Genomic DNA, 22556 nt, shown 5'->3' with positions numbered 1-22556 from the left:
CGGAGCGCGTCGCCATGACTGAACATAACGTCCGTAATTTCACCATAAATTTTGGACCGGAACATCCTTCCGCGCACGGCGTGCTGCGTCTGGTTCTGGAACTGGACGGTGAAATCGTCGAACGCGTCGATCCGCATATCGGCCTGCTGCATCGCGGCACCGAGAAGCTGATCGAAACGAAGACCTACCTGCAGGCCGTTCCATATCTCGATCGCCTCGACTACGTGGCGCCGATGAACCAGGAACATGCTTACGCGCTCGCCGTTGAGCGTCTGCTCGGTCTTGAGATCCCGATTCGCGGCCAGCTGATTCGCGTTCTCTATTCCGAGATCGGCCGCATCCTGTCGCACATCATGAACGTGACGACCCAGGCCATGGACGTCGGTGCGATGACGCCGCCGGTCTGGGGCTTCGAAGAGCGTGAAAAGCTCATGATCTTCTACGAGCGCGCCTGCGGTGCGCGCATGCACGCCGCCTATTTCCGTCCGGGCGGTGTCCATCAGGACATTCCGCAGGAACTGGTCGAGGACATCGGCAAGTGGTGCGACCCGTTCCTGAAGATCCTCGACGATATCGAAGGCCTTTTGACCGACAACCGCATCTTCAAGCAGCGTAACGTCGACATCGGCGTGGTTTCGCTCGCCGATGCCTGGTCCTGGGGCTTCTCGGGCGTCATGGTCCGCGGCTCCGGCGCCGCCTGGGACCTGCGTCGCTCGCAGCCCTATGAATGCTATTCCGATATGGAATTCGACATTGCCGTCGGCAAGAACGGCGACTGTTTCGATCGCTACCTGATCCGTATGTTCGAAATGCGCCAATCGGTCCGCATCATGAAGCAGTGCGTCAATCGCCTGCTCGGCGATGCCTCCACCGGTCCGGTTTCGTCCGTCGACGGCAAGGTCGTTCCGCCGAAGCGCGGTGAGATGAAGCGTTCGATGGAAGCGCTGATCCACCACTTCAAGCTCTATACCGAAGGCTATCACGTGCCGGCTGGCGAGGTGTATGCGGCCGTCGAAGCGCCGAAGGGCGAGTTCGGCGTCTTCCTCGTTTCCGATGGCTCGAACAAGCCTTACCGCTGCAAGCTGCGTGCTCCGGGCTTTGCGCACCTGCAGGCCATGGATTTCCTCTGCCGCGGTCATCAGCTCGCTGACGTGACGGCGGTGCTGGGTTCGCTCGATATCGTCTTCGGCGAGGTCGATCGCTGATGCGCATCCTGCCGGTTGCCATTGCTGCTTTTCTTGTCGCTTCCGGAGCTTTCGCTCAGCAGGCGGCGCAGAAGGGCACGGGGCTGCCGACCCTCGGTCAGGACAAGGGAAAGCTTGTTCCCAAGGGCCTGAGTTCGGGATCGGCGCCGGCGGCGGAAGCATCGATGGGCGACCTCGTGTCGCGCGGTTATGAAATCAAGGCCGCTGTGCCAAACGGCGGTAAGTTTATTGTGTTTATGCAAAAGGACCAGTCGGCCTACGCCTGCGAATTCTCGTCCCTGACGGGCACGCGGTGTGGATCCATAAACTGAGATAAGGCGTGAAAGAATGTCCGTTCGTCGATTAGCCGAAGATCAATTCCAGCCTGCCGCTTTCGCCTTCAGCGACGAGAACACGGCCTGGGTGGAAAAGACCATCAAGAAATATCCGGAAGGCCGCCAGCAATCGGCGGTTATCCCGCTCCTGATGCGCGCGCAGGAGCAGGACGGCTGGGTCACGAAGGCAGCGATCGAAAAGGTCGCCGACATGCTTGAGATGGCCTATATCCGTGTCCTTGAGGTCGCGACCTTCTACACGCAGTTTCAGCTTCATCCGGTCGGCACTCGGGCCCACGTACAGGTCTGCGGCACCACGCCCTGCATGCTGCGCGGCTCGGAAAAGCTGATGAGCATCTGCAAGAGCAAGATCCACGCCCATCCGTTCGAGCGCAACGCCGAGGGAACCCTTTCCTGGGAAGAGGTCGAATGTCTCGGCGCCTGCGTCAACGCGCCGATGGTCATGATCGGCAAGGACACCTACGAGGACCTGACGCCGGAGCGCCTTGAAGAGATCATCGACACGTTCCAGGCAGGCAAGGGCAGCGAAATCAAGCCCGGTCCGCAGATTGACCGTATCTATTCGGCCCCCGAGGGCGGCCTGACGTCATTGCTCGACGCGCCCGCCAAGGCGCCCAAGGCGAAGGCTGCCAAGACAGTGGAGGTCGAGACTGTCGCCGTCCCCCCGTCGGAAGCCGCTCGGCCGAAGAGCACTGACGCCGAGACGAATGCTGCGCTGAAGAGCCCCGCCGATGGCAAGACGGCGCTTCCGGCCGACCATCCGCAGGCAACTCCGGCAAAGGCCGAAAATACGGCTGCAGGCCAGGCCAAGCCTTCGCTGGACGATGCCAGCCGCCCGGCTGCGGTGGAAAAGCCCGGAACGCCCGACGACCTCAAGATGATCTCGGGCGTCGGCCCGAAGATTGAAGCCACTCTCCATGAGATCGGCATCTTCACCTTCGCCCAGATCGCCAGCTGGAAGCAGCACGAGCGCGAGTGGGTTGACGGTTATCTGAGCTTCCACGGCCGCATCGAACGCGACGATTGGGTCAAGCAGGCAGACGCTCTCGCCAGAGGTGGCGAAGCGGAATACATAAAAGTCTTCGGCAAGAAGCCGCGGTAAGAGGTGAAGCATGTTACAGGATCAGGATCGCATCTTTACCAATATCTACGGCCTCAAGGACAAGTCCCTGAAGGGCGCGATGAGCCGCGGCCATTGGGACGGCACCAAGCAGATTCTCGAAAAGGGCCGTGACTGGATCATCAACGAGATGAAGGCGTCCGGTTTGCGCGGCCGTGGCGGCGCCGGCTTCCCGACGGGCCTGAAGTGGTCCTTCATGCCGAAGGAATCGGACGGTCGTCCGCACTATCTCGTCGTCAATGCCGACGAATCGGAGCCTGGCACCTGCAAGGACCGCGACATCATGCGCCACGATCCGCATACGCTGATCGAAGGCTGCGTGGTCGCAAGCTTCGCCATGGGCGCCAATGCCGCTTACATCTATGTTCGCGGTGAATATATCCGCGAACGCGAGGCGCTGCAGGCAGCGATCGACGAATGCTACGATGCCGGTTTGTTGGGTAAAAACAACAAGCTCGGCTGGGATATGGAGATTTTCGTTCATCACGGTGCCGGCGCCTATATCTGTGGCGAAGAAACCGCTCTGCTCGAAAGCCTGGAAGGCAAGAAGGGCCAGCCGCGCCTGAAGCCGCCGTTTCCGGCAAACATGGGTCTCTACGGCTGCCCGACCACGGTCAACAACGTCGAATCGATCGCCGTTGCCCCGACCATCCTGCGCCGCGGCGCCGGCTGGTTCTCCTCCTTCGGTCGTCCGAACAACGTGGGCACTAAGCTGTTCATGCTGTCGGGCCACGTCAACAAGCCGTGCACCGTCGAAGAAGTCATGGGCATCACTTTCCGCGAACTGGTCGACAAGCATGCCGGCGGCATCCGCGGCGGCTGGGATAACCTGCTCGCTGTCATTCCCGGCGGTGCATCGTGCCCGATCGTGCCGGCCAAGGACATCATGGACTGCCCGATGGACTTCGACGGCCTGCGCGCAGTCGGCTCGTCCTTCGGTACGGCAGCTGCGATCGTCATGGACAAGTCCACCGACGTCATCAAGGCGATTGCCCGCATCTCCGCCTTCTTCAAGCACGAGAGCTGCGGTCAGTGCACGCCGTGCCGCGAAGGCACGGGCTGGATGTGGCGTGTCATGGAGCGCATGGCCAAGGGCAACGCCCAGAAGCGCGAAATCGACATGCTGTTCCAGGTGACGAAGCAGATCGAAGGGCATACTATCTGCGCGCTCGGCGATGCCGCCGCATGGCCGGTGCAGGGCTTGATCCGTAACTTCCGCCCGGAAATCGAAAAGCGTATCGATCAGTATACCGCCAACGTGATGGATCACGGCGCCGTTCTGGAAGCAGCCGAGTAAGGGATATGATGACGAAGTCTGCAGACGCGGGTGAGGGAAGGGACGCAGCCGATGCATCGGCTGAGTTCGGTCGTCTTGCTGCCGAAATGCTGCAGAATTCGCACTTGCATCCACTGATGACCAATCCCGCCGCGGCTATGGCTGCGGTGACTGCAATCGGTTTCGGCTTTTCCACACAGATGGCCGGCGCTTTCTGGGGCGCGGTTCAGGGAGCGGTCGAGGCAACGAACAAGTTCGCGGCTGCCCTGGAAGAGCAGAAGAGCGCATCGCCGGTGCAACGACAGACTGAGTCGAATGTTGCCGTGAATGCCGCTCCGGCTGCGAAGGCAGCTCCGGTCGTGAAGGTCAGGGCAAAGGCAAAGCCGGCAGTCGACAAGCCGGCGCCCGTCAAAGCGAAGGCCGATGCGACGGTCGAAGCCGCCGCTCCAAAGGTGGTGAAGGCGCCGGCCCGCGGAAGGAAAACGACTGCAAAGGCGGACGATCTGAAACTGATTTCCGGCGTCGGCCCGAAGCTGGAGATGGTTTTGAGGGAACGCGGTATCGGCACTTTCGCAGACATCGCCTCCTGGTCTGACGCGGACGTTGCGCACATTGATGCTGATCTCGGTTTCGAGGGGCGCATTGCTCGCGATGACTGGGTAGGCCAGGCAAAGGCGTTGCTCGCGCCGAAGGCTGCGGGCGGCAAGTAATTCTTTTTCCGGGCGAACCCAAGCGGCCGGGAAAAGCAGAGACAAGGCAAGAGGGCATCGCGGCAAATCTGCGGAGCCGGGTCGCCGAACCCCAGGGGGTAAGGTTCGGCAAAGGTGATTGTGAGCAATTGCCACGCCATGCGGTTGAAGGCCGTCAGGGGCGAGTGGGGTTGCGATCATGAAATTGTTTGCGGCCGCATTCGGCTGCAAATGTGAAACAGGACTGAGTGGACGATGGCAAAACTGAAGATTGACGGCAAAGAGATCGAAGTCCCGGATCACTACACGCTTATCCAGGCGTGCGAGGAAGCCGGCGCCGAAGTCCCGCGCTTCTGCTTCCATGAACGTTTGTCGGTGGCAGGTAACTGCCGCATGTGCCTTGTCGAGGTGAAGGGCGGCCCGCCGAAGCCGCAGGCTTCCTGCGCCATGGGCGTGCGCGACATCCGCGGCGGCCCGAACGGCGAGCTTCCGGAAGTCTTCACCAACACGCCGATGGTCAAGAAGGCCCGCGAAGGCGTGATGGAATTCCTGCTCATCAACCATCCGCTGGATTGCCCAATCTGCGACCAGGGCGGCGAATGCGACCTGCAGGACCAGGCCATGGCCTTCGGCATCGACAGTTCGCGCTATCAGGAAGACAAGCGCGCCGTCGAGGACAAGTACATCGGACCGCTCGTCAAGACGGTCATGAACCGCTGCATCCACTGCACGCGCTGCGTTCGCTTCACGACCGAGGTCGGCGGCATCTCTGAACTCGGCCTCATTGGCCGCGGCGAAGACGCAGAAATCACCACCTATCTCGAGCAGGCCATGACCTCGGAGCTGCAGGGCAACGTTGTTGACCTCTGCCCGGTTGGCGCCTTGACCTCCAAGCCCTTCGCCTTCACGGCGCGTCCTTGGGAATTGAACAAGACCGAATCGATCGACGTCATGGACGCCGTCGGTTCCGCGATCCGCGTCGATACCCGCGGTCGCGAAGTCATGCGCATCCTGCCGCGCGTCAACGACCAGATCAACGAAGAGTGGATCTCCGACAAGACCCGCCACGTTTGGGACGGCCTGAAGACGCAGCGTCTCGACAAGCCCTACGTCCGCCGCGACGGCCGTCTGCAGGTAGCGACCTGGGCCGAAGCATTCGCCGCGATCAAGTCTGCCGTATCGGCCACTTCGGGCGACAAGATCGGCGCGATCGCCGGCGATCTTGCTTCCGTCGAAGAAATGTACGCGCTCTCCGAGCTGGTAAAGTCGCTGGGTTCCGAGAACCTCGACTGTCGCCAGGATGGGACGGCAATCGATCCGTCGCTCGGCCGCGAGACTTACCTCTTCAACCCGACCATCGAGGGCATCGAGCAGGCTGATGCGCTGCTGATCGTTGGCGCCAATCCGCGCTTCGAGGCAGCCGTGCTCAACGCCCGCATCCGCAAGCGCTGGCGTCGCGGCAAGTTCCCGATCGGCGTGATCGGTGAGGGCGGCGAAATGCGCTACTCTTATGATTACCTTGGCGCCGGTCCGGATACGCTGAGCGACGTCGTCTCGGGCACTCATGCTTTCGCTGATGTCCTGAAGAACGCTCAGAAGCCGATGATCATCGTCGGCCAGGGTGCTCTGATCCGCGAGGACGCGGCAGCCGTGCTGGCAAGCGTCGCCAAGCTCGCGGCAGACGTTGGCGCGATCACGGAAGGCTGGAACGGCTTTGCGATGCTGCACACGGTGGCCTCCCGCGTCGGTGGCCTCGACCTCGGCTTCGTGCCGGGTGCGAAGGGCGTCAACGCCGCCCAGATGCTGGGCGCGATGGACGTCCTCTTCCTGCTGGGTGCTGACGAACTGGATTTCACCAAGAAGACTGCGAAGTTCACCGTCTACATCGGCTCGCACGGCGACAACGGCGCACACAATGCCGACGTCATCCTTCCGGCTGCGACCTACACCGAAAAGTCGGGCATCTGGGTCAACACCGAAGGTCGCGTTCAGATGGGCAACCGTGCCGGTTTTGCACCGGGCGACGCCCGCGAGGATTGGGCGGTCATCCGCGCCCTTTCCGATGTGCTCGGCAAGAAGCTTCCCTTTGATTCGCTGAGCCAATTGCGCGCGAAACTGTTCGCTGCTTTCCCGCATTTCGCCAAGCTTGACGAGGTCGCGGAGGGCGACAGCGCCAAAATTGCCGCACTTGCGAAAAAAGCCGGCAAGATGGGTAAATCTGGGTTTGCGTCGCCGGTGAAAGACTTCTATTTGACGAACCCGATAGCGCGCGCTTCGGCTGTCATGGCTGAGTGCTCCGCATTGGCCCGCAACAATTTCAAAGTTGCGGCAGAGTAAGGGCAGGGGACAATGGACTCATTCTTTTCGACCTATCTCTGGCCGTTGATCATCATGATCGGTCAGTCTCTTCTCCTCCTGGTCTGCCTGCTGATCTTCATCGCCTACATCCTTCTTGCCGACCGCAAGATCTGGGCGGCGGTGCAGCTGCGTCGCGGTCCGAACGTCGTCGGTCCTTTCGGTCTGTTCCAGTCCTTCGCCGACCTCTTGAAGTTCATGCTGAAGGAGCCGGTCATTCCGGCTGGCGCCAACAAGGGCGTCTTCCTGCTGGCGCCGCTCGTGACAGTGCTACTTGCGCTCTCCACCTGGGCGGTCGTTCCGGTCGCCCACGGTTGGGTGATTGCCAACATCAATGTCGGTATCCTCTACATCCTGGCGATCTCGTCGCTTGAAGTCTACGGCATCATCATGGGCGGCTGGGCTTCGAACTCGAAGTACCCGTTCCTTGGTGCGCTGCGCTCCGCCGCGCAGATGGTCTCCTACGAAGTTTCGATCGGTCTCGTCATCGTCACGGTGCTTCTGACGGTCGGTTCGCTGAACTTGACTGACATCGTCATGTCGCAGCAGGTCGGCCTCGGCACCAAGCTCGGTCTGCCGGCGTCCTTCCTCGACTGGCATTGGCTGTCGCTCTTCCCGATGTTCATCGTCTTCTTCATCTCGGCGCTGGCTGAAACCAACCGTCCGCCCTTCGACCTTCCGGAAGCGGAATCGGAACTGGTTGCCGGCTTCATGGTCGAGTACGGCTCGTCGCTCTACATGATGTTCATGCTCGGCGAATATGCCGCCATCGTGCTGATGTGCTCGCTGACGACGATCCTGTTCCTCGGGGGCTGGCTGCCGCCGGTCGATATCTGGATCCTCAACTGGGTCCCGGGTGTCATCTGGTTCCTTTTGAAGTCCTGCCTCGTGTTCTTCATGATCGCGATGGTCAAGGCATTCGTACCGCGCTACCGCTATGACCAACTGATGCGCCTTGGCTGGAAGGTCTTCCTGCCGCTGTCGCTCGCCATGGTCGTCATCGTTGCATTCGTGCTGAAACTGACGGGATGGGCGTGATCATGTCCGTCCGTGGTTTCGGTCTATTTGGAGGTTAAGATGGCAGGATTGTCCAACGCCGTCAGCTCGCTGTTTCTTAAGGAATTCGTCGGCGCTTTCTGGCTGACCTTTCGTTATATTTTCAAGCAGAAGGCAACGATCAACTATCCCTTCGAAAAGGGACCGGTCAGCCCGCGCTTCCGCGGAGAACATGCTCTGCGCCGTTATCCGAATGGTGAGGAGCGCTGCATTGCGTGCAAGCTGTGCGAGGCGATCTGTCCTGCACAGGCAATCACCATCGAAGCCGGCCCGCGCCGCAACGACGGCACTCGCCGCACGGTGCGTTACGATATCGACATGGTGAAGTGCATTTATTGCGGCTTCTGCCAGGAAGCCTGCCCGGTCGACGCGATCGTCGAAGGGCCGAATTTCGAATTTGCTACGGAAACGCGCGAAGAGCTTTACTTCGACAAGGCGCGTCTTCTGGAAAATGGCGACCGTTGGGAACGCGAAATCGCGCGCAATATTGCGCTGGATGCGCCTTACCGCTGAGCCAGAATTTGAATATGCCGTGACGGGCGGCGATTGCTGATATCGTCACGGTGCAATTGAGACCGGAGCTTTGCCGGGCAATCGTCTGCGAAGCTCCATCGGGCAGGGACACTCCCGGCTGCCCGGGGGAAGATGAAAAAGGCACCAACATGGGTCTGCAGGCTCTATTCTTCTATCTGTTCGCCTTTATCGCGGTGGCGTCGGCGTTCATGGTTATCTCCGCGCGGAACCCGGTCCATTCGGTCCTGTTCCTCATTCTTACCTTCTTCAACGCGGCGGGCTTGTTCCTTCTCCTGGGAGCAGAGTTCCTGGCGATGATCCTGCTGGTCGTCTATGTCGGCGCCGTCGCGGTTCTCTTCCTCTTCGTCGTGATGATGCTCGACATCGACTTCTCCGAGCTGCGCTCCGGCATCCTGAACTATGCGCCGATCGGCGCGGTGATCGGGCTCATTCTTGCCGCCGAGCTGATCGTCGTGGTCGGCGGCAGCGTGATCTCGCCCCAGGTTGCGAAGTCGGTTGCCATGCCCATCCCGGCGCTGACGGAGCGGACGAACACCGCTGCGCTCGGCGACGTGCTCTATACCAACTACGTCTATTTCTTCGAGATTTCCGGCCTCGTGCTGCTGGTCGCGATGATCGGCGCGATCGTGCTGACGCTCAAGCATCGCCAGCATATCAAGCGCCAGAATATTTCAAGGCAGGTTGCCCGCACACCCGCCACCGCCATCGAGGTGGTCAAGGTGAAGCCGGGCGAAGGCGTGATGTAAGGCGAGACGCAAGGTCAAGGAACAAACACATGGTCATCGGACTTTCCCACTACCTGACGGTCAGCGCCATCCTCTTCGTGCTCGGCGTCTTCGGCATCTTCCTGAACCGCAAGAACGTCATCGTCATCCTGATGTCGATCGAGCTCATTCTGCTCGCGGTCAACATCAACATGGTCGCCTTCTCGTCCTTCCTGAACGATATCGTCGGCCAGGTCTTCGCTCTGTTCATTCTGACCGTCGCAGCTGCGGAAGCGGCCATCGGTCTTGCAATTCTGGTCGTCTTCTACCGCAACCGCGGCTCCATCGCCGTGGAAGACGTCAATATGATGAAGGGCTGATACAGCTATGTTTCTCTATAAGGCTATCGTCTTTCTTCCTCTTATCGGCGCCTTGATCGTCGGCCTTCTCGGCAATCAGATCGGCTCGAAGGCTTCGGAATATATTACCACCGGCCTGATGATCATCGCGGCCATCCTGTCGTGGATCGTTTTCTTCACCGTCGCGCTCGGCGAACCGCATGACCTGCCGATCAAGGTTGAGGTTCTGCGCTGGATCCAGTCCGGCGGCATAGACGTCTCCTGGGCGCTGCGCATCGATACGCTGACCTCGGTTATGCTGATCGTCGTGAACTCGGTTTCGACGCTGGTACACGTCTATTCGATCGGATACATGCATCACGATCCGCATCGTCCGCGCTTCTTTGCCTATCTGTCGCTCTTCACCTTCGCCATGCTGATGCTGGTAACGTCGGACAACCTTGCCCAGATGTTCTTCGGCTGGGAAGGCGTTGGTCTCGCTTCCTACCTGCTCATCGGTTTCTGGTTCAAGAAGCCGTCCGCAAACGCAGCTGCAATGAAGGCCTTCATCGTCAACCGCGTCGGCGACTTCGGCTTCGTTCTCGGCATTGCCGGCGTCTTCGTGCTCTTCGGCTCGATCAACTTCGACGTGATCTTCGGAAACGCCCAGAGCTTCGCTGCAGGGCAGGGCGGACAGCCCGGCGATATCGTGCTGAACCTCTTCGGCATGCAGCTCGATCGCGCTCATGCGCTGACCGGCGTCTGCCTGTTGCTCTTCATGGGCGCGATGGGTAAGTCGGCACAGTTCCTGCTGCACACCTGGCTACCGGATGCCATGGAAGGCCCGACCCCGGTCTCGGCGCTCATCCACGCAGCAACCATGGTCACCGCCGGTGTGTTCCTCGTCGCCCGCATGTCGCCGATCTTCGAACTGTCGCATGATGCGCTGATCTTCGTGACCATCATCGGCGCGATCACCGCCTTCTTTGCGGCAACCGTCGGCCTCGTGCAGAACGACATCAAGCGCGTCATCGCCTATTCGACCTGTTCGCAGCTTGGCTACATGTTCGTGTCGCTCGGTGTCGGCGCTTATGGCGCTGCGATCTTCCATCTCTTCACACACGCCTTCTTCAAGGCGCTGCTCTTCCTTTGCGCCGGCTCGGTCATCCACGCCGTCGACGGCGAGCAGGACATGCGCCACATGGGCGGCCTTCGCACGCATATCCCGAAGACCTTCCTGATGATGATCATCGGCACGCTCGCGATCACCGGCGTTGGCATCCCCTTCACGCCGATCGGCTTCGCAGGCTTCTTCTCGAAGGATGCGATCATTGCGGCGTCCTACGCGTCGCATAGCCCGGCATCCGGCTTCGCTTTCACGCTGCTTGTCATCGCCGCGCTGTTCACCAGCTTCTACTCCTGGCGCCTGATCTTCATGACTTTCTATGGCGCTCCGCGCGCTTCGCATGAAGTGATGCACCATGTGCATGAATCGCCGAATGTCATGCTGATCCCGCTCTACCTGCTGGCGATCGGCGCCGTCTTTGCCGGCTTCGTATTCCACGGCGCTTTCGTCGGCGAGGCCTACAGCGAGTTCTGGAAGAATGCGCTGTTCACCTTGCCGGACAACAAGATCCTGGAAGAGATGGAGCATAACCCGGCCTGGGTCGAGCTTAGCCCCTTCATTGCGATGGTGTTCGGCTTCGTGATCGCCTGGTACATGTACATCAAGTCGCCGGAAACCCCGAAGGTTCTGGCTCGCCAACACCGCGTGCTCTACGAATTCCTGCTCAACAAGTGGTACTTCGACGAGCTCTACGACTTCCTTTTCGTCCGCACAGCCAAGGCCCTCGGCCGCTTCCTCTGGAAGCAGGGTGACGGCACCGTCATCGACGGCTACGGCCCGAACGGTGTGGCTGCCCGCGTCGTCGACGTTACCAACCGCGTTGTCCGTCTGCAGACGGGCTACCTCTACCACTATGCCTTCGCGATGCTGCTCGGTGTCGCGGCCCTCGTTACCTGGATGATGCTCGGGAGTTCCTTCTGATGACCGATTGGCCCATTCTTACAACGGTCACGTTCCTGCCGCTGGTCGGCGTCCTGCTCCTGCTTTTCATGCGGGATGACGGACCGAACGGCCGCCGCAATGTCCTGAACATCTCGCTGGCGACGACCGTCTTCACCTTTATCGTCTCCCTGTTCGTCTGGATCGGCTTCGACAACGCCAATCCCGGCTTCCAGATGGTGGAAAGCCACAGCTGGCTCGGCACGGGCATCTCCTATCATGTCGGTGTCGACGGCATTTCGATGCTCTTCGTCGTCCTGACCGCCTTCCTGATGCCTTTCTGCGTCCTGGCAAGCTGGCTGTCGGTCGAGAAGCGCATCAAGGACTACATGATCGCCTTCCTCGTCCTAGAGACGATGATGACGGGCGTTTTCGTGTCCCTCGACATCGTCCTGTTCTACGTCTTCTTCGAGGCCGGCCTTATTCCGATGTTCCTCATCATCGGTGTCTGGGGCGGCAAGGATCGCGTCTACGCCAGCTACAAGTTCTTCCTCTACACGCTGCTTGGCTCCGTGCTCATGCTCCTTGCTATCATGGCGATGTACTGGCAGGCTGGCACGACCGATATTCCGACGTTGCTGGCTTTCAAGTTCCCGCCTTCGCTGCAGACGTGGTTATGGCTGGCATTCTTTGCCTCCTTCGCGGTCAAGATGCCGATGTGGCCGGTCCATACCTGGCTACCGGACGCGCACGTTCAGGCGCCGACGGCAGGCTCCGTCATCCTGGCTGGTATCATGCTGAAGCTTGGCGGCTATGGCCTCATCCGCTTCTCGCTGGCCATGTTCCCGGATGCGTCTCACTATTTCGCACCCTTCGTCTTCTCGCTGTCGGTCATCGCCATCATCTACACCTCGCTGGTGGCGTTGATGCAGGAAGATATCAAGAAACTGATCGCCTATTCCTCGGTTGCGCACATGGGCTATGTCACCATGGGCATTTTCGCCGCCAACCAGCAGGGTGTTCAGGGCGCGATCTTCCAGATGCTCTCACACGGTATCGTGTCCGGCGCGCTCTTCCTGTGCGTCGGCGTGATCTATGACCGGACGCATACCCGCGAGATCTCCGCTTACGGCGGCCTGGTCAACAACATGCCGAAATACGCCGTTGCGATGATGGTTTTCACCATGGCAAACGTCGGTCTCCCGGGCACGTCGGGCTTCATCGGCGAGTTCCTAACGCTGATCGGCGCCTACCGCACTAATACCTGGGTTGCTCTCTTTGCCGCCACCGGCGTCATCCTCTCGGCTGCCTATGCGCTCTGGCTTTACCGCCGCGTGATCTTCGGTGCGCTGGAGAAGGAAAAGCTGAAGGCGCTGCTCGATCTGTCGCCGCGTGAACAGCTGATCCTTTATCCGCTGATCGTGCTGACGATCTTCTTCGGCGTCTACCCGGCCCCGATCTTCGACGCGACGGCTGCTTCGGTTGACCATCTCGTGAACAACTACACCGCAGCCCTGCACGCCGCGCAGAATGTTGCGCTGTCGATGAAATGATGACAGGACTTTTTCGACATGACCGCTGACACAATTCTCGCAAGCCTGCATCTTTCCGTCCCGGAACTCATCCTCGCGGTCGGCGCACTTGTTCTGCTCATGATCGGCGTCTTTGCAGGCGAACGTTCGGGGCGGATGGTGAGCGTGCTCGCGCTCATTGTCTTTGCCATTGCTGCTCTCTGGCTGGTCTTCGTGCCCAGCGAAGGCCTCGCCTATGGCGGCGTCTATCTCGCGGATGGCTTCTCCCGCTTCATGAAGGTTACCGCGCTGATCGGTTCCTTTGTGGCGCTGTTCATGTCGCTGAACCATGCTTCAGAGAACCAGCTCGACAAGTTCGAGTTCCCCGTTCTTCTGGTGTTGAGCACCCTCGGCATCCTGCTGATGATTTCGGCAAACGACCTGATCTCGCTCTATCTCGGCCTTGAGCTGCAGTCGCTCGCGATCTACGTCATCGCTGCGATCAACCGCGACAGCCTGAAATCGACGGAAGCCGGCCTCAAGTACTTCGTCCTTGGAGCCCTGTCTTCGGGGATGCTGCTCTACGGCATGTCGCTGGTCTACGGCTTCACCGGCCACACGCATTTCGTCGACGTCGCCCATGCGCTGACGGCGGATGGCGCTCGCTCGCTCGGCCTCATCTTCGGCCTGGTCTTCATCCTTGCTGGCATCGCCTTCAAGATCTCGGCCGTTCCGTTCCACATGTGGACGCCGGACGTGTATGAAGGCGCGCCGACCCCGGTTACCGCCTTCCTGGCTGGCGCCCCCAAGGTTGCCGCCATGGCGATGATGACCCGCATCGTCATTACCGCCTTCCAGCCGATCCTTGCGGACTGGCAGCAGGTCATCACCTTCATCTCGATTGCCTCGATGCTGCTCGGCTCCTTCGCGGCAATCGGCCAGAAGAACATCAAGCGACTGATGGCCTATTCCTCGATCGGTCACATGGGCTATGCGCTGGTCGGCCTTGCCGCCGGCACACAGACGGGCGTGTCGGGTGTCATGCTCTACATGCTCATCTACATGGCCATGACGCTCGGCAGCTTTGCGATCATCATGTCGATGCGCCGCGCAGACGGGACGCAGGTCGAGAACATCGATGATCTCGCCGGCCTGTCGACGACCAATCCCTTCATGGCTGTTGTCCAGACCGCACTGATGTTCTCGCTTGCCGGCATTCCGCCGCTCGCCGGCTTCTTTGCGAAGTACTTCGTCTTCGTCGCGGCCATCCAGGCGCATCTCTATGGTCTTGCGATCATCGGTGTTCTGGCGTCGGTCGTGGGCTGCTACTACTACCTGCGCGTCATCAAGGTGATGTGGTTCGACGAAGCAACCGGCCAGTTCGCCCGCACGTCCGGCTCGCTGCGTCTGGTCTTCGGTCTCTCCGGCCTCTTCGTGCTCGGCTATGTCTTTATCGGCTCCTCTATCGGTGGTGCTGCTGAACTGGCTGCCGCGACGCTGTTTTGATGGCTTCTGATATGAAACGCCGGAAGTCGGTCGCCGACTTCCGGCATGATGCCCTCCTAGAGACATCGTCCACCAATACGGAATGTCTTGTGCGGGCTCGCGCCGGAGACGCCGGCGATCTCTGGGTCACCGCCGCCCGTCAGACCGGCGGTCGCGGACGACGCGGACGGCCCTGGGTCTCCGAACCCGGCAATCTCTATGCATCCCTTCTTTTGATTGACCCCGCTCCGATGGAGCAGCTCGGTTCCTTGCCACTGGCTGTCGCGGTCGCCGTGCATCAGGCTGTACGTTCCGTTCTGCCGCCGTCTTCGGAACCGGTGGAGGTCAAGTGGCCGAACGACATACTGATCGGCCGAAAGAAGACTTGCGGCATCCTGATCGAAGGCGAAAAGCTGGTCGATGGCCGATACGCTCTTGTGATCGGGATCGGCGTCAATATCGCCACGAAGCCTGACAACGCCATCTATCCGGTTACATGCTTGCGCGAGCAGGGCACATCCGCATCGCCGGAAGAACTCTTCGCCCGCCTGTTTGCCTCCATGGTCGAGGCCCTCGACGAATGGGATGGCGGCAGGGGAATCCGCGATATCACCGCGCGCTGGCGACAGGTGGCCTGCGGCGTCGGCGAAAAGATAACCGTCAATCTGCCCGATCGCTCGATTTCCGGCCAATTCGCCGGAATAGATGATAATGGCCTGTTGATGCTCGACACTGGCGGGGGCAGGATGATGCCGATTGCTGCCGGTGATGTTTTTTTCGGATAATGGATTAGAAAATAATATGGCGAACCAAGACGAACTGGTGTTTCTGCCGCTCGGCGGAGTGGGCGAGATCGGCATGAATCTCGCGCTCTACGGCTATGGGGCGCCAGAGCATCGCCAGTGGATCATGGTCGATTGCGGCGTGACCTTCCCGGGTCCGGATCTGCCGGGCGTCGATCTCGTTCTGCCCGATATCCGCTTCCTCGCAAAGGAGCGCAAGAACCTCAAGGCGATCATCATCACGCATGCGCATGAGGATCACTACGGAGCGCTGAGCGACCTGTGGCCGGGGCTGAACGTTCCGATCTATGCCTCTCCGTTCACCGCCGGGTTGCTGGAAGCCAAGCGCGACTACGAGAAAACGATGGGTGAAATTCCCGTGACGATCTTTAGGGCTGGCGACCGCATCAATGTCGGCCCGTTCAGCGTTGAGGGCGTCGCGGTCAACCACTCCATTCCCGAGCCGATGTCGCTGATGATCCGCACGCCGCTCGGCAACGTGATCCACACCGGCGACTGGAAGATCGACCACGAGCCGTCGCTGGGTCCCCTGACGGACGAGACGCGTTTCAAGCAGCTCGGCGATGAGGGCGTGCTGGCGCTGATGTGCGATTCCACCAACGCGCTGCGCGATGGCGTTTCACCTTCAGAGAAGGATGTCTCGGAGAGCCTGCGCAAGATCATCGAGGCGGCCGAGGGCCGTGTGGCGATCACCACCTTCTCCTCCAATGTCGGCCGTATCCGCACGGTCGCGGAGGCGGCTGAAGCCGCGGGCCGCGAAGTGCTGCTGCTCGGCAGCTCGCTGAAGCGCGTCGTCGATGTTGCGCGCGATGTCGGTCTGATGGAGGGCGTCAAGCCGTTCATCGCCGAGGACGAATACGGCTATATTCCGCGCGACAAGGTCGTCGTGATCCTGACCGGCAGCCAGGGTGAGCCGAGAGCAGCGCTTGCCAAGCTGTCGCGCGACGAGATGCGCAATGTGGCCCTCTCGGCCGGCGACATCGTCGTCTTTTCCTCCCGCGCCATTCCCGGCAACGAGAAGGCGATCCAGGACATCAAGAACGGATTGGTGGAACAAGGCGTTCACATCATTACCGACAGTGAGGCGCTGGTTCACGTATCCGGCCATCCGCGTCGCAACGAGTTGCAGAAGATGTATCAATGGACCCGGCCGAAGGTCGTCGTGCCGGTCCATGGCGAAGCTGCACACCTGACTGCGCACAAGGAACTGGCCGAGCAATCCGGTATCGCGACCGTGCCGCGCGTACGCAATGGCGACGTGCTGCGATTGGCGCCCGGCCCGGTACAGGTCGTGGACGAGGCGCCACATGGACGTATCTACAAGGACGGAACGCTGATCGGCGATTTCGACGAAATGGGTATCGGCGAACGGAAGAAATTGTCCTTTGTCGGCCATGTCGCCGTCAACGTCGTGCTGGATAGCCGCTACGATATCGTTGGCGACCCCGATCTCGTGCCGATCGGCCTGCCGGTCTATGACGATGAGGGCGAGGATATGGAAGACACGCTCTTCGACGCTATTGTCAGCGCTGTCGAGAGTGTCCCGCGCGCTCGCCGCAAGGATCTCGCCATGCTGCAGGAGGCGGTGCGCCGTGCCGTACGCTCGACGGCAAATCAGATCTGGGGCAAGAAGCCCGTGGTCACGGTGTTTCTGACGAAGGTTTGAAGGCTGCGCTCGGGGAGGCGGGGCGCATGGCCAGGGAGGAGGCCAGCATGCTGGGACGTATCAATCATATCGCAATTGCGGTCCCGGATCTGGCGGCTGCTACCGAGAGCTATCGCGATATTCTCGGCGCGGCGGTGTCGCAGCCTCAGGCCCTGCCGGAGCATGGCGTGACTGTCGTCTTTGTGGAACTGCCCAACTCGAAGGTCGAGCTTCTGGAGCCTCTCGGATCGGATTCTCCCATTGCCGCCTTTCTCGAAAAGAACCCGTCGGGCGGCATGCATCATATTTGTTACGAGGTGGCGGATATCCTGAATGCCCGCGACCGGCTGCTTTCGGCCGGCGCCCGGGTTCTCGGCAGTGGCGAACCCAGGATCGGCGCCCATGGCAAGCCGGTTCTCTTCCTGCATCCCAAGGATTTCTTCGGAACCCTCATCGAGCTTGAGCAGCTGTGACATTAGGGCACTTAACGGTGCTTTGAGTGAGAACCGCTTTGCATCTATAAGAATGTCATGAAGGCGGCGTTGCGGATGGAAGGGGCAGGTGGCTTGGACCGATCTGCCTGGTTCCGTCTCCGCCGAGGGAGGCATGCATGACACAGGCTATTTTTTCGACAGTTGCCGTCTATTTCGTTGTCTGGTGGATTACGCTTTTCGCAGTCCTGCCATTCGGCCATCGTACGCAGGCCGAAGACAACGAAGTCGTTCTGGGCACTGTCGCAAGCGCGCCGACGAAATTCAGGGGCTGGCGAGTCGTTCTGATGACGACGCTCGTTTCGGCTATCATCTACGGCGGCTGGTTCATCCTAACGGATTACTTCGGATTCAGTTTCGACGCCCTGCCGCAGATCGTTCCGCGCTACGGGGGTTGATAGCCCGCAATCTGTCATACGATTGTTACCTCGCCAGTGCAAAGAGCATGCCTGTCGGCTGACCAATCATCTATCGATGCAGGCCGGCGGGCGCTTCTTCCGAAGGTTCGGAACAGGCTGTGAAGAGCGAGATGGGGAAGTCATAAAGCCAAAAAAAAACAAGGCTATAAGCCTTGTTTTAAGTATCGCGTGATCCTTATCCGTTGCCGGGGCTGCGAGCAAGCGCGCCTAAGATCTGATCCTCCCAAGACTTGACCGCGAGAACGACAAGAATTTAACCTTCCTGCCTCTTTTGTGAGCTAAAACTAGCTCAAAGAATGAGCTTTGTCATCTGTTTTTTTGCATTTTTGCTACACTTGTACAAAATTTTTCTGTTGACAAAATTTCGGCCCAAGTCCTTAGAAATATGTGCTTTTTCGAATTTGTATAGAAAAGCCGTAATCCCCTGCTTTAACGTCAGGCTGATGCGTTCGTTCGCCTGCAAGGCGGGTTTCTTTCCGGCCGCGAAGCGGCTATGAACGCCAGCAGTGTTAACGCTTTATGGCGATTCCGTTCTTGACTGCGGAATCGGCAACATCTCTGGAATCCGCTATGCGCCTATCCCGTTACTTCATGCCCATCCTGAAGGAAAATCCCAAGGAGGCGGAAATCGTGTCGCACCGGCTGATGCTGCGGTCGGGCATGATCCGCCAGCAGAGCCAGGGCATTTATTCGTGGCTGCCGCTTGGCAAGCGCGTCCTGGACAAGGTCAACAATATCGTTCGCGAAGAGCAGAATCGCTCCGGCGCCATCGAGCTCTTGATGCCGACGCTGCAGTCCGCCGAGCTCTGGCAGGAAAGCGGCCGCTACGAGGCCTATGGCAAGGAAATGCTGCGCATCAAGGACCGGCAGGATCGTCCGATGCTCTATGGCCCCACGAACGAGGAAATGGTGACGGATATTTTCCGCACCTATGTCAAGTCCTACAAGGACCTGCCGCTCAACCTCTATCATATCCAGCTGAAGTTCCGCGACGAGATCCGCCCGCGCTTCGGCACCATGCGTTCGCGCGAATTCCTGATGAAGGATGCCTATTCCTTCGATCTGACCAAGGAAGACGCGATCAACTCTTACAATAAGATGTTCGTCGCCTACCTGCGCACCTTCGACAGGCTCGGCCTGCGCGCCATTCCGATGCGCGCCGACACCGGCCCGATCGGCGGCAATCACAGCCACGAATTCATCATTCTCGCCGACACCGGCGAATCGGAAGTTTTCAGCCACAAGGATTTCGTCAATTTCGACATCCCCTCGGCCGACACCGATTTCGATGATGTCGCCGGCCTGCAAGCGATCTTCGACAAGTGGACCTCCGTCTATGCGGCGACATCGGAAATGCACGACGAAGCGGCCTTCAACGCCATTCCGGAAGGCGAGCGCCTTTCGGCACGCGGCATCGAGGTCGGCCACATCTTCTATTTCGGCACGAAATATTCCGAGCCGATGGGCGCCAAGGTGCAGGGTCCTGACGGCAAGGAACACGCTGTCCACATGGGATCTTACGGAATCGGGCCGACGCGCCTTGTTCCCGCCATCATCGAAGCCTCGCATGACGAGAACGGAATCATCTGGCCGGAATCCGTGGCGCCGTTCGATGCGATCATAATCAACATGAAAGCTGGCGACGAAGCCTGCGATTCCGCTTGCGAAACCCTATATGCCGCTCTGACGAAGGCCGGTAAGGACGTGCTTTACGACGATCGCGACGAGCGCGCTGGAACGAAGTTTGCGACCGCCGACCTGATCGGCGTGCCGAAGCAGATCATCGTCGGCCCGCGCTCCATCGCGAACGGCGAAGTGGAAGTGAAGGACCGCAAGACGGGCGAGCGCCAGACGATCACGGTCGATGCGGCAATCAACCAGCTCGCGGGCTGATTTGGAACAGGAAACGGAATGGCAGTGAGCAGCGCGGCAGTAGACCAGCAGGAAAAGACATCCGCCAAAGCTCCGGCGTCCCGGCCATTCTCCGCCTTTGAAAGAGTGGTCGCCTGGCGCTATCTGCGCGCCCGGCGCAAGGAAGCCTTCATTTCCGTCATTGCGGGCTTCTCCTTCATCGGCATCATGCTGGGCGTCGCCACGCTGATCATCGTCATGGCCGTCATGAACGGCTTCCGAACCGAACTCATCACCCGTATTCTCGGGCTCAACGGCCACGTCATCGTCCAGACGTCGGACGCGCCGATGAACAATTACGATGAACTCGCCAAGAAATTCTCGACCTTGCCTAGTGTGACCATGGCGCTGCCACTGGTTGAGGGCGAGACGCTGGCTTCCGGCGGCTCCGGCTCCGGTACCGGCGCGCTGGTGCGCGGCATCCGCGCCGAGGATCTGGAAAAGCTGAAGACCGTGGCCGGCAACATCAAGGCCGGTGATCTGACCGGCTTTGCCGCCGGGCAGGGCGTGCTGATCGGCTCGCGCATGGCCCAGCAGCTCGGCATTACGGTCGGCGACCAGATTACGCTGATCGCGCCGGATGGCGACATCACGCCCTTCGGCGTCAATCCGCGGGTGAAGTCCTACACTGTCTCGGGCATTTTCGAGATCGGCATGTCGGAATATGATGCCTCGATCATCTTCATGCCGCTGGAAGAGGCCCAGCTTTATTTCAATTCGGAAGGCGTCGTTCAGTCGATCGAGCTTTTCGTCACCAATCCCGATGATGTCGACGCGCTGCGGCCGAAGATCGAGGCGGCGGCCGGACGCCCGGTGAACCTGACCGACTGGCGCCAGCGCAACGAGACCTTTTTCTCCGCCCTTCAGGTCGAGCGCAACGTGATGTTCATGATCCTGACGCTGATCGTTCTCGTCGCGGCGCTGAACATCATTTCCGGCCTGATCATGCTCGTAAAGGATAAGGGCAGCGACATCGCCATTTTGCGCACCATGGGCGCGACCTCGGGTTCGATTATGCGCATCTTCTTCATGACGGGGGCTGCGATCGGCATAGTCGGCACCTTGGCGGGCGTGCTGCTCGGCGTTCTCGTCTGCGTCAATATCGAATCGATCCGCCAGTTCTTCTCCTGGATCTCAGGCACTGTCCTGTTTGATCCGCAGCTCTATTTCCTCAGCACGCTGCCGGCGGAAATGGACCTGAGCGAGACGATCACCGTGGTCGTCATGGCGCTGACATTGTCCTTCCTCGCCACCATCTTTCCGGCCTGGCGTGCCTCACGGCTCGATCCTGTGCAGGCTCTCCGCTACGAATAAGGGTTGCTTCATTCCATGAAACGACATGTCGTTCTCGAACTATCGGGCATCGAGCGTCACTACGGGCAAGGCGAAACAAGGCTTTCCATCCTGAAGGGCGCGAATTTCTCGTTGCATAGGGGCGAGATCGTCGCGCTCGTTGCCCCGTCAGGCACAGGCAAATCGACGCTTCTGCATGTCGCCGGCTTGCTTGAGCATCCCGATGGCGGCGACGTCGTCCTGAACGGCAATGCCTGCAACGGGCTGTCCGACGATCGCCGCACCGCGATGCGCCGCAGCGACATCGGTTTCGTCTACCAGTTCCATCATCTCCTGCCGGAATTTTCGGCAGCCGAGAACATCATGATGCCGCAGATGATCGCCGGACTCTCCCGCAAGGAAGCCCGCGAGCGCGCCAGTGCTTTGCTGGACTATATGCGCATCGGTCATCGCGGCGATCACCGGCCGGCCGAACTGTCCGGCGGTGAGCAGCAGCGCGTAGCGATCGCCCGCGCCGTTGCCAATGCGCCGCTTGTGCTGCTGGCGGATGAGCCGACGGGCAATCTCGACCCGGCAACGGCCCATTACGTTTTCGACGCGCTGGAAGCACTGGTTCGCCAGTCCGGTCTGGCTGCCATGATCGCGACACACAATCACGAACTCGCGGCCCGAATGGACCGCCGCGTGACGCTGAGCGACGGGAAGGTCGTGGAAATGTGAGGATCGGATTGCCGGGTGTGATGCGTCAGTCCTGCTTGATGCCGCAGCCCGTTTGCCCGACCTGATCGTCCCAGTCCTCGATCTTGATCGTTTTCGGCTCGGCCTTGGTGTCCTTGCCGTCCTTCGTCACCTTGCCTGTCAGGACGTTGTAGTCGCACGAGCCGTTGTGATCAGGGTCCAGTGTGTCGTAGTAGTTATAGGTGTAGCCGGCGACGATGAAGGCGCCGTTGCGATAAGCGAGCGTCAATGTCTGGTCCCAGCGGTCGCGACCGACGCCGCTATTTTCCGAATGAACGGCGATCGAGCCATTCGGCATGCCTTTGATCGAAGGGTCCTGGCCGAACATGCCGTCGAGGCTGGCATTGCCCCAGACTTTTGCCGGCGCCGTCGTGACCAGTTTCAGCAGGTCGTGATCCTTGTCGCGCAGGTAGATATAGATCGCGATATCGTCGCCCTGTTCCTTAGGGCCGACGAGCATCGCCATGTCGGTCTTGCCGTCCTTGTCCCAGTCGCCCGTGGCGGCGTCGATGATGCGCTCAGGCGCGATATCCTCGGCAGCGGCAACGCCGCCCGTCAGAAGGGACAAAAGAATTGCCGGGATAAGATTTCTCATTTCGATTTGCGCTCCCCCGGATCAGGATGGTGTCCGGCCGTTTTAACC

At 60.0% G+C, this 22556-nt stretch carries 21 protein-coding genes; 20 read left to right on the top strand and 1 reads right to left on the bottom strand.

The annotated features are described in order from the left end of the window. The first annotated feature begins 14 nt into the window (after nucleotides 1-14). From EV561_RS01370 to EV561_RS01275, 20 genes are all read left to right on the top strand, one after another. Complete coding sequence (locus EV561_RS01370) at nucleotides 15-1205, top strand: NADH-quinone oxidoreductase subunit D (RefSeq protein WP_132516853.1); 1191 nt, start codon at nucleotides 15-17, stop codon at nucleotides 1203-1205. Then, nucleotides 1205-1516: a hypothetical protein gene (locus EV561_RS01365; protein WP_132516851.1), complete on the top strand. Its 312-nt coding sequence runs from the start codon at nucleotides 1205-1207 to the stop codon at nucleotides 1514-1516. Before EV561_RS01370 ends, EV561_RS01365 begins: the two co-directional genes overlap by 1 nt. Before the next feature lie 16 nt (nucleotides 1517-1532). Continuing rightward, a complete protein-coding gene (locus EV561_RS01360; protein WP_132516849.1) occupies nucleotides 1533-2642 on the top strand; it encodes an NADH-quinone oxidoreductase subunit E in 1110 nt (369 codons plus the stop codon). 10 nt (nucleotides 2643-2652) lie between these two features. Next, nucleotides 2653-3957 carry an NADH-quinone oxidoreductase subunit NuoF gene (nuoF, locus tag EV561_RS01355; RefSeq protein WP_132516847.1) on the top strand — a complete coding sequence of 435 codons (1305 nt, stop codon included), beginning with the start codon at nucleotides 2653-2655 and terminating at the stop codon, nucleotides 3955-3957. Between the two features lie 8 nt (nucleotides 3958-3965). Further along, nucleotides 3966-4646, top strand: coding sequence for a helix-hairpin-helix domain-containing protein (locus EV561_RS01350; RefSeq protein ID WP_348633719.1), 681 nt, complete (start codon nucleotides 3966-3968; stop codon nucleotides 4644-4646). Nucleotides 4647-4880: 234 nt separating this feature from the next. Further along, nucleotides 4881-6962 (top strand): NADH-quinone oxidoreductase subunit NuoG, encoded by a 2082-nt coding sequence (gene nuoG, locus EV561_RS01345; protein ID WP_132516843.1) that lies wholly within the window; start codon nucleotides 4881-4883, stop codon nucleotides 6960-6962. A gap of 12 nt (nucleotides 6963-6974) precedes the next feature. After that, nucleotides 6975-8018 carry an NADH-quinone oxidoreductase subunit NuoH gene (gene nuoH / locus EV561_RS01340; RefSeq protein ID WP_132516841.1) on the top strand — a complete coding sequence of 348 codons (1044 nt, stop codon included), beginning with the start codon at nucleotides 6975-6977 and terminating at the stop codon, nucleotides 8016-8018. Nucleotides 8019-8057: 39 nt separating this feature from the next. Beyond that, nucleotides 8058-8549, top strand: coding sequence for an NADH-quinone oxidoreductase subunit NuoI (nuoI, locus tag EV561_RS01335; RefSeq protein ID WP_132516839.1), 492 nt, complete (start codon nucleotides 8058-8060; stop codon nucleotides 8547-8549). Nucleotides 8550-8698: 149 nt separating this feature from the next. Next, on the top strand, nucleotides 8699-9316 hold the full coding sequence (locus EV561_RS01330; protein ID WP_132516837.1) for an NADH-quinone oxidoreductase subunit J: 618 nt from the start codon (nucleotides 8699-8701) through the stop codon (nucleotides 9314-9316). Between the two features lie 29 nt (nucleotides 9317-9345). Continuing rightward, nucleotides 9346-9654, top strand: a complete 309-nt coding sequence (nuoK, locus tag EV561_RS01325; RefSeq protein WP_132516835.1) for an NADH-quinone oxidoreductase subunit NuoK — start codon at nucleotides 9346-9348, stop codon at nucleotides 9652-9654. Nucleotides 9655-9661: 7 nt separating this feature from the next. Continuing rightward, nucleotides 9662-11659, top strand: a complete 1998-nt coding sequence (nuoL, locus tag EV561_RS01320; protein ID WP_132516833.1) for an NADH-quinone oxidoreductase subunit L — start codon at nucleotides 9662-9664, stop codon at nucleotides 11657-11659. Continuing rightward, a complete protein-coding gene (locus EV561_RS01315; protein ID WP_132516831.1) occupies nucleotides 11659-13170 on the top strand; it encodes an NADH-quinone oxidoreductase subunit M in 1512 nt (503 codons plus the stop codon). The genes nuoL and EV561_RS01315 overlap by 1 nt, the downstream gene beginning before the upstream one ends. An 18-nt stretch (nucleotides 13171-13188) precedes the next feature. Further along, nucleotides 13189-14634 (top strand): NADH-quinone oxidoreductase subunit NuoN, encoded by a 1446-nt coding sequence (gene nuoN / locus EV561_RS01310; protein ID WP_132516829.1) that lies wholly within the window; start codon nucleotides 13189-13191, stop codon nucleotides 14632-14634. Then, the gene (locus EV561_RS01305) at nucleotides 14634-15398 is read left to right on the top strand and encodes a biotin--[acetyl-CoA-carboxylase] ligase (protein WP_132516827.1); all 765 of its coding nucleotides are present in this window, start codon (nucleotides 14634-14636) and stop codon (nucleotides 15396-15398) included. Before nuoN ends, EV561_RS01305 begins: the two co-directional genes overlap by 1 nt. A 16-nt stretch (nucleotides 15399-15414) precedes the next feature. After that, complete coding sequence (locus EV561_RS01300) at nucleotides 15415-17082, top strand: ribonuclease J (protein ID WP_132516825.1); 1668 nt, start codon at nucleotides 15415-15417, stop codon at nucleotides 17080-17082. A 47-nt stretch (nucleotides 17083-17129) separates the two neighbouring features. Continuing rightward, nucleotides 17130-17534 (top strand): methylmalonyl-CoA epimerase, encoded by a 405-nt coding sequence (mce, locus tag EV561_RS01295; RefSeq protein WP_132516823.1) that lies wholly within the window; start codon nucleotides 17130-17132, stop codon nucleotides 17532-17534. A gap of 137 nt (nucleotides 17535-17671) precedes the next feature. After that, a complete protein-coding gene (locus tag EV561_RS01290; RefSeq protein ID WP_132516821.1) occupies nucleotides 17672-17950 on the top strand; it encodes a DUF1467 family protein in 279 nt (92 codons plus the stop codon). A 591-nt stretch (nucleotides 17951-18541) separates the two neighbouring features. Next, a complete protein-coding gene (gene proS, locus EV561_RS01285; protein WP_132516819.1) occupies nucleotides 18542-19864 on the top strand; it encodes a proline--tRNA ligase in 1323 nt (440 codons plus the stop codon). Between the two features lie 18 nt (nucleotides 19865-19882). Next, the gene (locus EV561_RS01280) at nucleotides 19883-21196 is read left to right on the top strand and encodes a lipoprotein-releasing ABC transporter permease subunit (RefSeq protein ID WP_132516817.1); all 1314 of its coding nucleotides are present in this window, start codon (nucleotides 19883-19885) and stop codon (nucleotides 21194-21196) included. A 15-nt stretch (nucleotides 21197-21211) separates the two neighbouring features. Further along, nucleotides 21212-21895, top strand: coding sequence for an ABC transporter ATP-binding protein (locus EV561_RS01275; protein WP_132516815.1), 684 nt, complete (start codon nucleotides 21212-21214; stop codon nucleotides 21893-21895). 25 nt (nucleotides 21896-21920) lie between these two features. On the opposite strand, the gene EV561_RS01270 is transcribed toward EV561_RS01275, so the two are convergent. Then, a complete protein-coding gene (locus EV561_RS01270; RefSeq protein WP_132516813.1) occupies nucleotides 21921-22508 on the bottom strand; it encodes a hypothetical protein in 588 nt (195 codons plus the stop codon). Nucleotides 22509-22556: the final 48 nt, after the last annotated feature.

Source organism: Rhizobium sp. BK376, from assembly GCF_004341625.1.
Taxonomy (GTDB): Bacteria; Pseudomonadota; Alphaproteobacteria; order Rhizobiales; family Rhizobiaceae; genus Rhizobium.
This window is presented reverse-complemented; position numbering and strand designations above follow the sequence as displayed.

Coding starts and splice junctions, on each gene's coding strand:
- nuoH (WP_132516841.1), top strand. CDS start 6,975: ATGGACTCATTCTTTTCGACCTATCTCTGGCCGTTGATCATCATGATC.
- EV561_RS01300 (WP_132516825.1), top strand. CDS start 15,415: ATGGCGAACCAAGACGAACTGGTGTTTCTGCCGCTCGGCGGAGTGGGC.
- nuoF (WP_132516847.1), top strand. CDS start 2,653: ATGTTACAGGATCAGGATCGCATCTTTACCAATATCTACGGCCTCAAG.
- nuoL (WP_132516833.1), top strand. CDS start 9,662: ATGTTTCTCTATAAGGCTATCGTCTTTCTTCCTCTTATCGGCGCCTTG.
- EV561_RS01270 (WP_132516813.1), bottom strand. CDS start 22,508: ATGAGAAATCTTATCCCGGCAATTCTTTTGTCCCTTCTGACGGGCGGC.
- EV561_RS01350 (WP_348633719.1), top strand. CDS start 3,966: ATGACGAAGTCTGCAGACGCGGGTGAGGGAAGGGACGCAGCCGATGCA.
- nuoN (WP_132516829.1), top strand. CDS start 13,189: ATGACCGCTGACACAATTCTCGCAAGCCTGCATCTTTCCGTCCCGGAA.
- EV561_RS01330 (WP_132516837.1), top strand. CDS start 8,699: ATGGGTCTGCAGGCTCTATTCTTCTATCTGTTCGCCTTTATCGCGGTG.
- EV561_RS01370 (WP_132516853.1), top strand. CDS start 15: ATGACTGAACATAACGTCCGTAATTTCACCATAAATTTTGGACCGGAA.
- EV561_RS01365 (WP_132516851.1), top strand. CDS start 1,205: ATGCGCATCCTGCCGGTTGCCATTGCTGCTTTTCTTGTCGCTTCCGGA.
- nuoG (WP_132516843.1), top strand. CDS start 4,881: ATGGCAAAACTGAAGATTGACGGCAAAGAGATCGAAGTCCCGGATCAC.
- EV561_RS01280 (WP_132516817.1), top strand. CDS start 19,883: ATGGCAGTGAGCAGCGCGGCAGTAGACCAGCAGGAAAAGACATCCGCC.
- nuoK (WP_132516835.1), top strand. CDS start 9,346: ATGGTCATCGGACTTTCCCACTACCTGACGGTCAGCGCCATCCTCTTC.
- EV561_RS01275 (WP_132516815.1), top strand. CDS start 21,212: ATGAAACGACATGTCGTTCTCGAACTATCGGGCATCGAGCGTCACTAC.
- EV561_RS01290 (WP_132516821.1), top strand. CDS start 17,672: ATGACACAGGCTATTTTTTCGACAGTTGCCGTCTATTTCGTTGTCTGG.
- proS (WP_132516819.1), top strand. CDS start 18,542: ATGCGCCTATCCCGTTACTTCATGCCCATCCTGAAGGAAAATCCCAAG.
- mce (WP_132516823.1), top strand. CDS start 17,130: ATGCTGGGACGTATCAATCATATCGCAATTGCGGTCCCGGATCTGGCG.
- EV561_RS01315 (WP_132516831.1), top strand. CDS start 11,659: ATGACCGATTGGCCCATTCTTACAACGGTCACGTTCCTGCCGCTGGTC.
- EV561_RS01360 (WP_132516849.1), top strand. CDS start 1,533: ATGTCCGTTCGTCGATTAGCCGAAGATCAATTCCAGCCTGCCGCTTTC.
- EV561_RS01305 (WP_132516827.1), top strand. CDS start 14,634: ATGGCTTCTGATATGAAACGCCGGAAGTCGGTCGCCGACTTCCGGCAT.
- nuoI (WP_132516839.1), top strand. CDS start 8,058: ATGGCAGGATTGTCCAACGCCGTCAGCTCGCTGTTTCTTAAGGAATTC.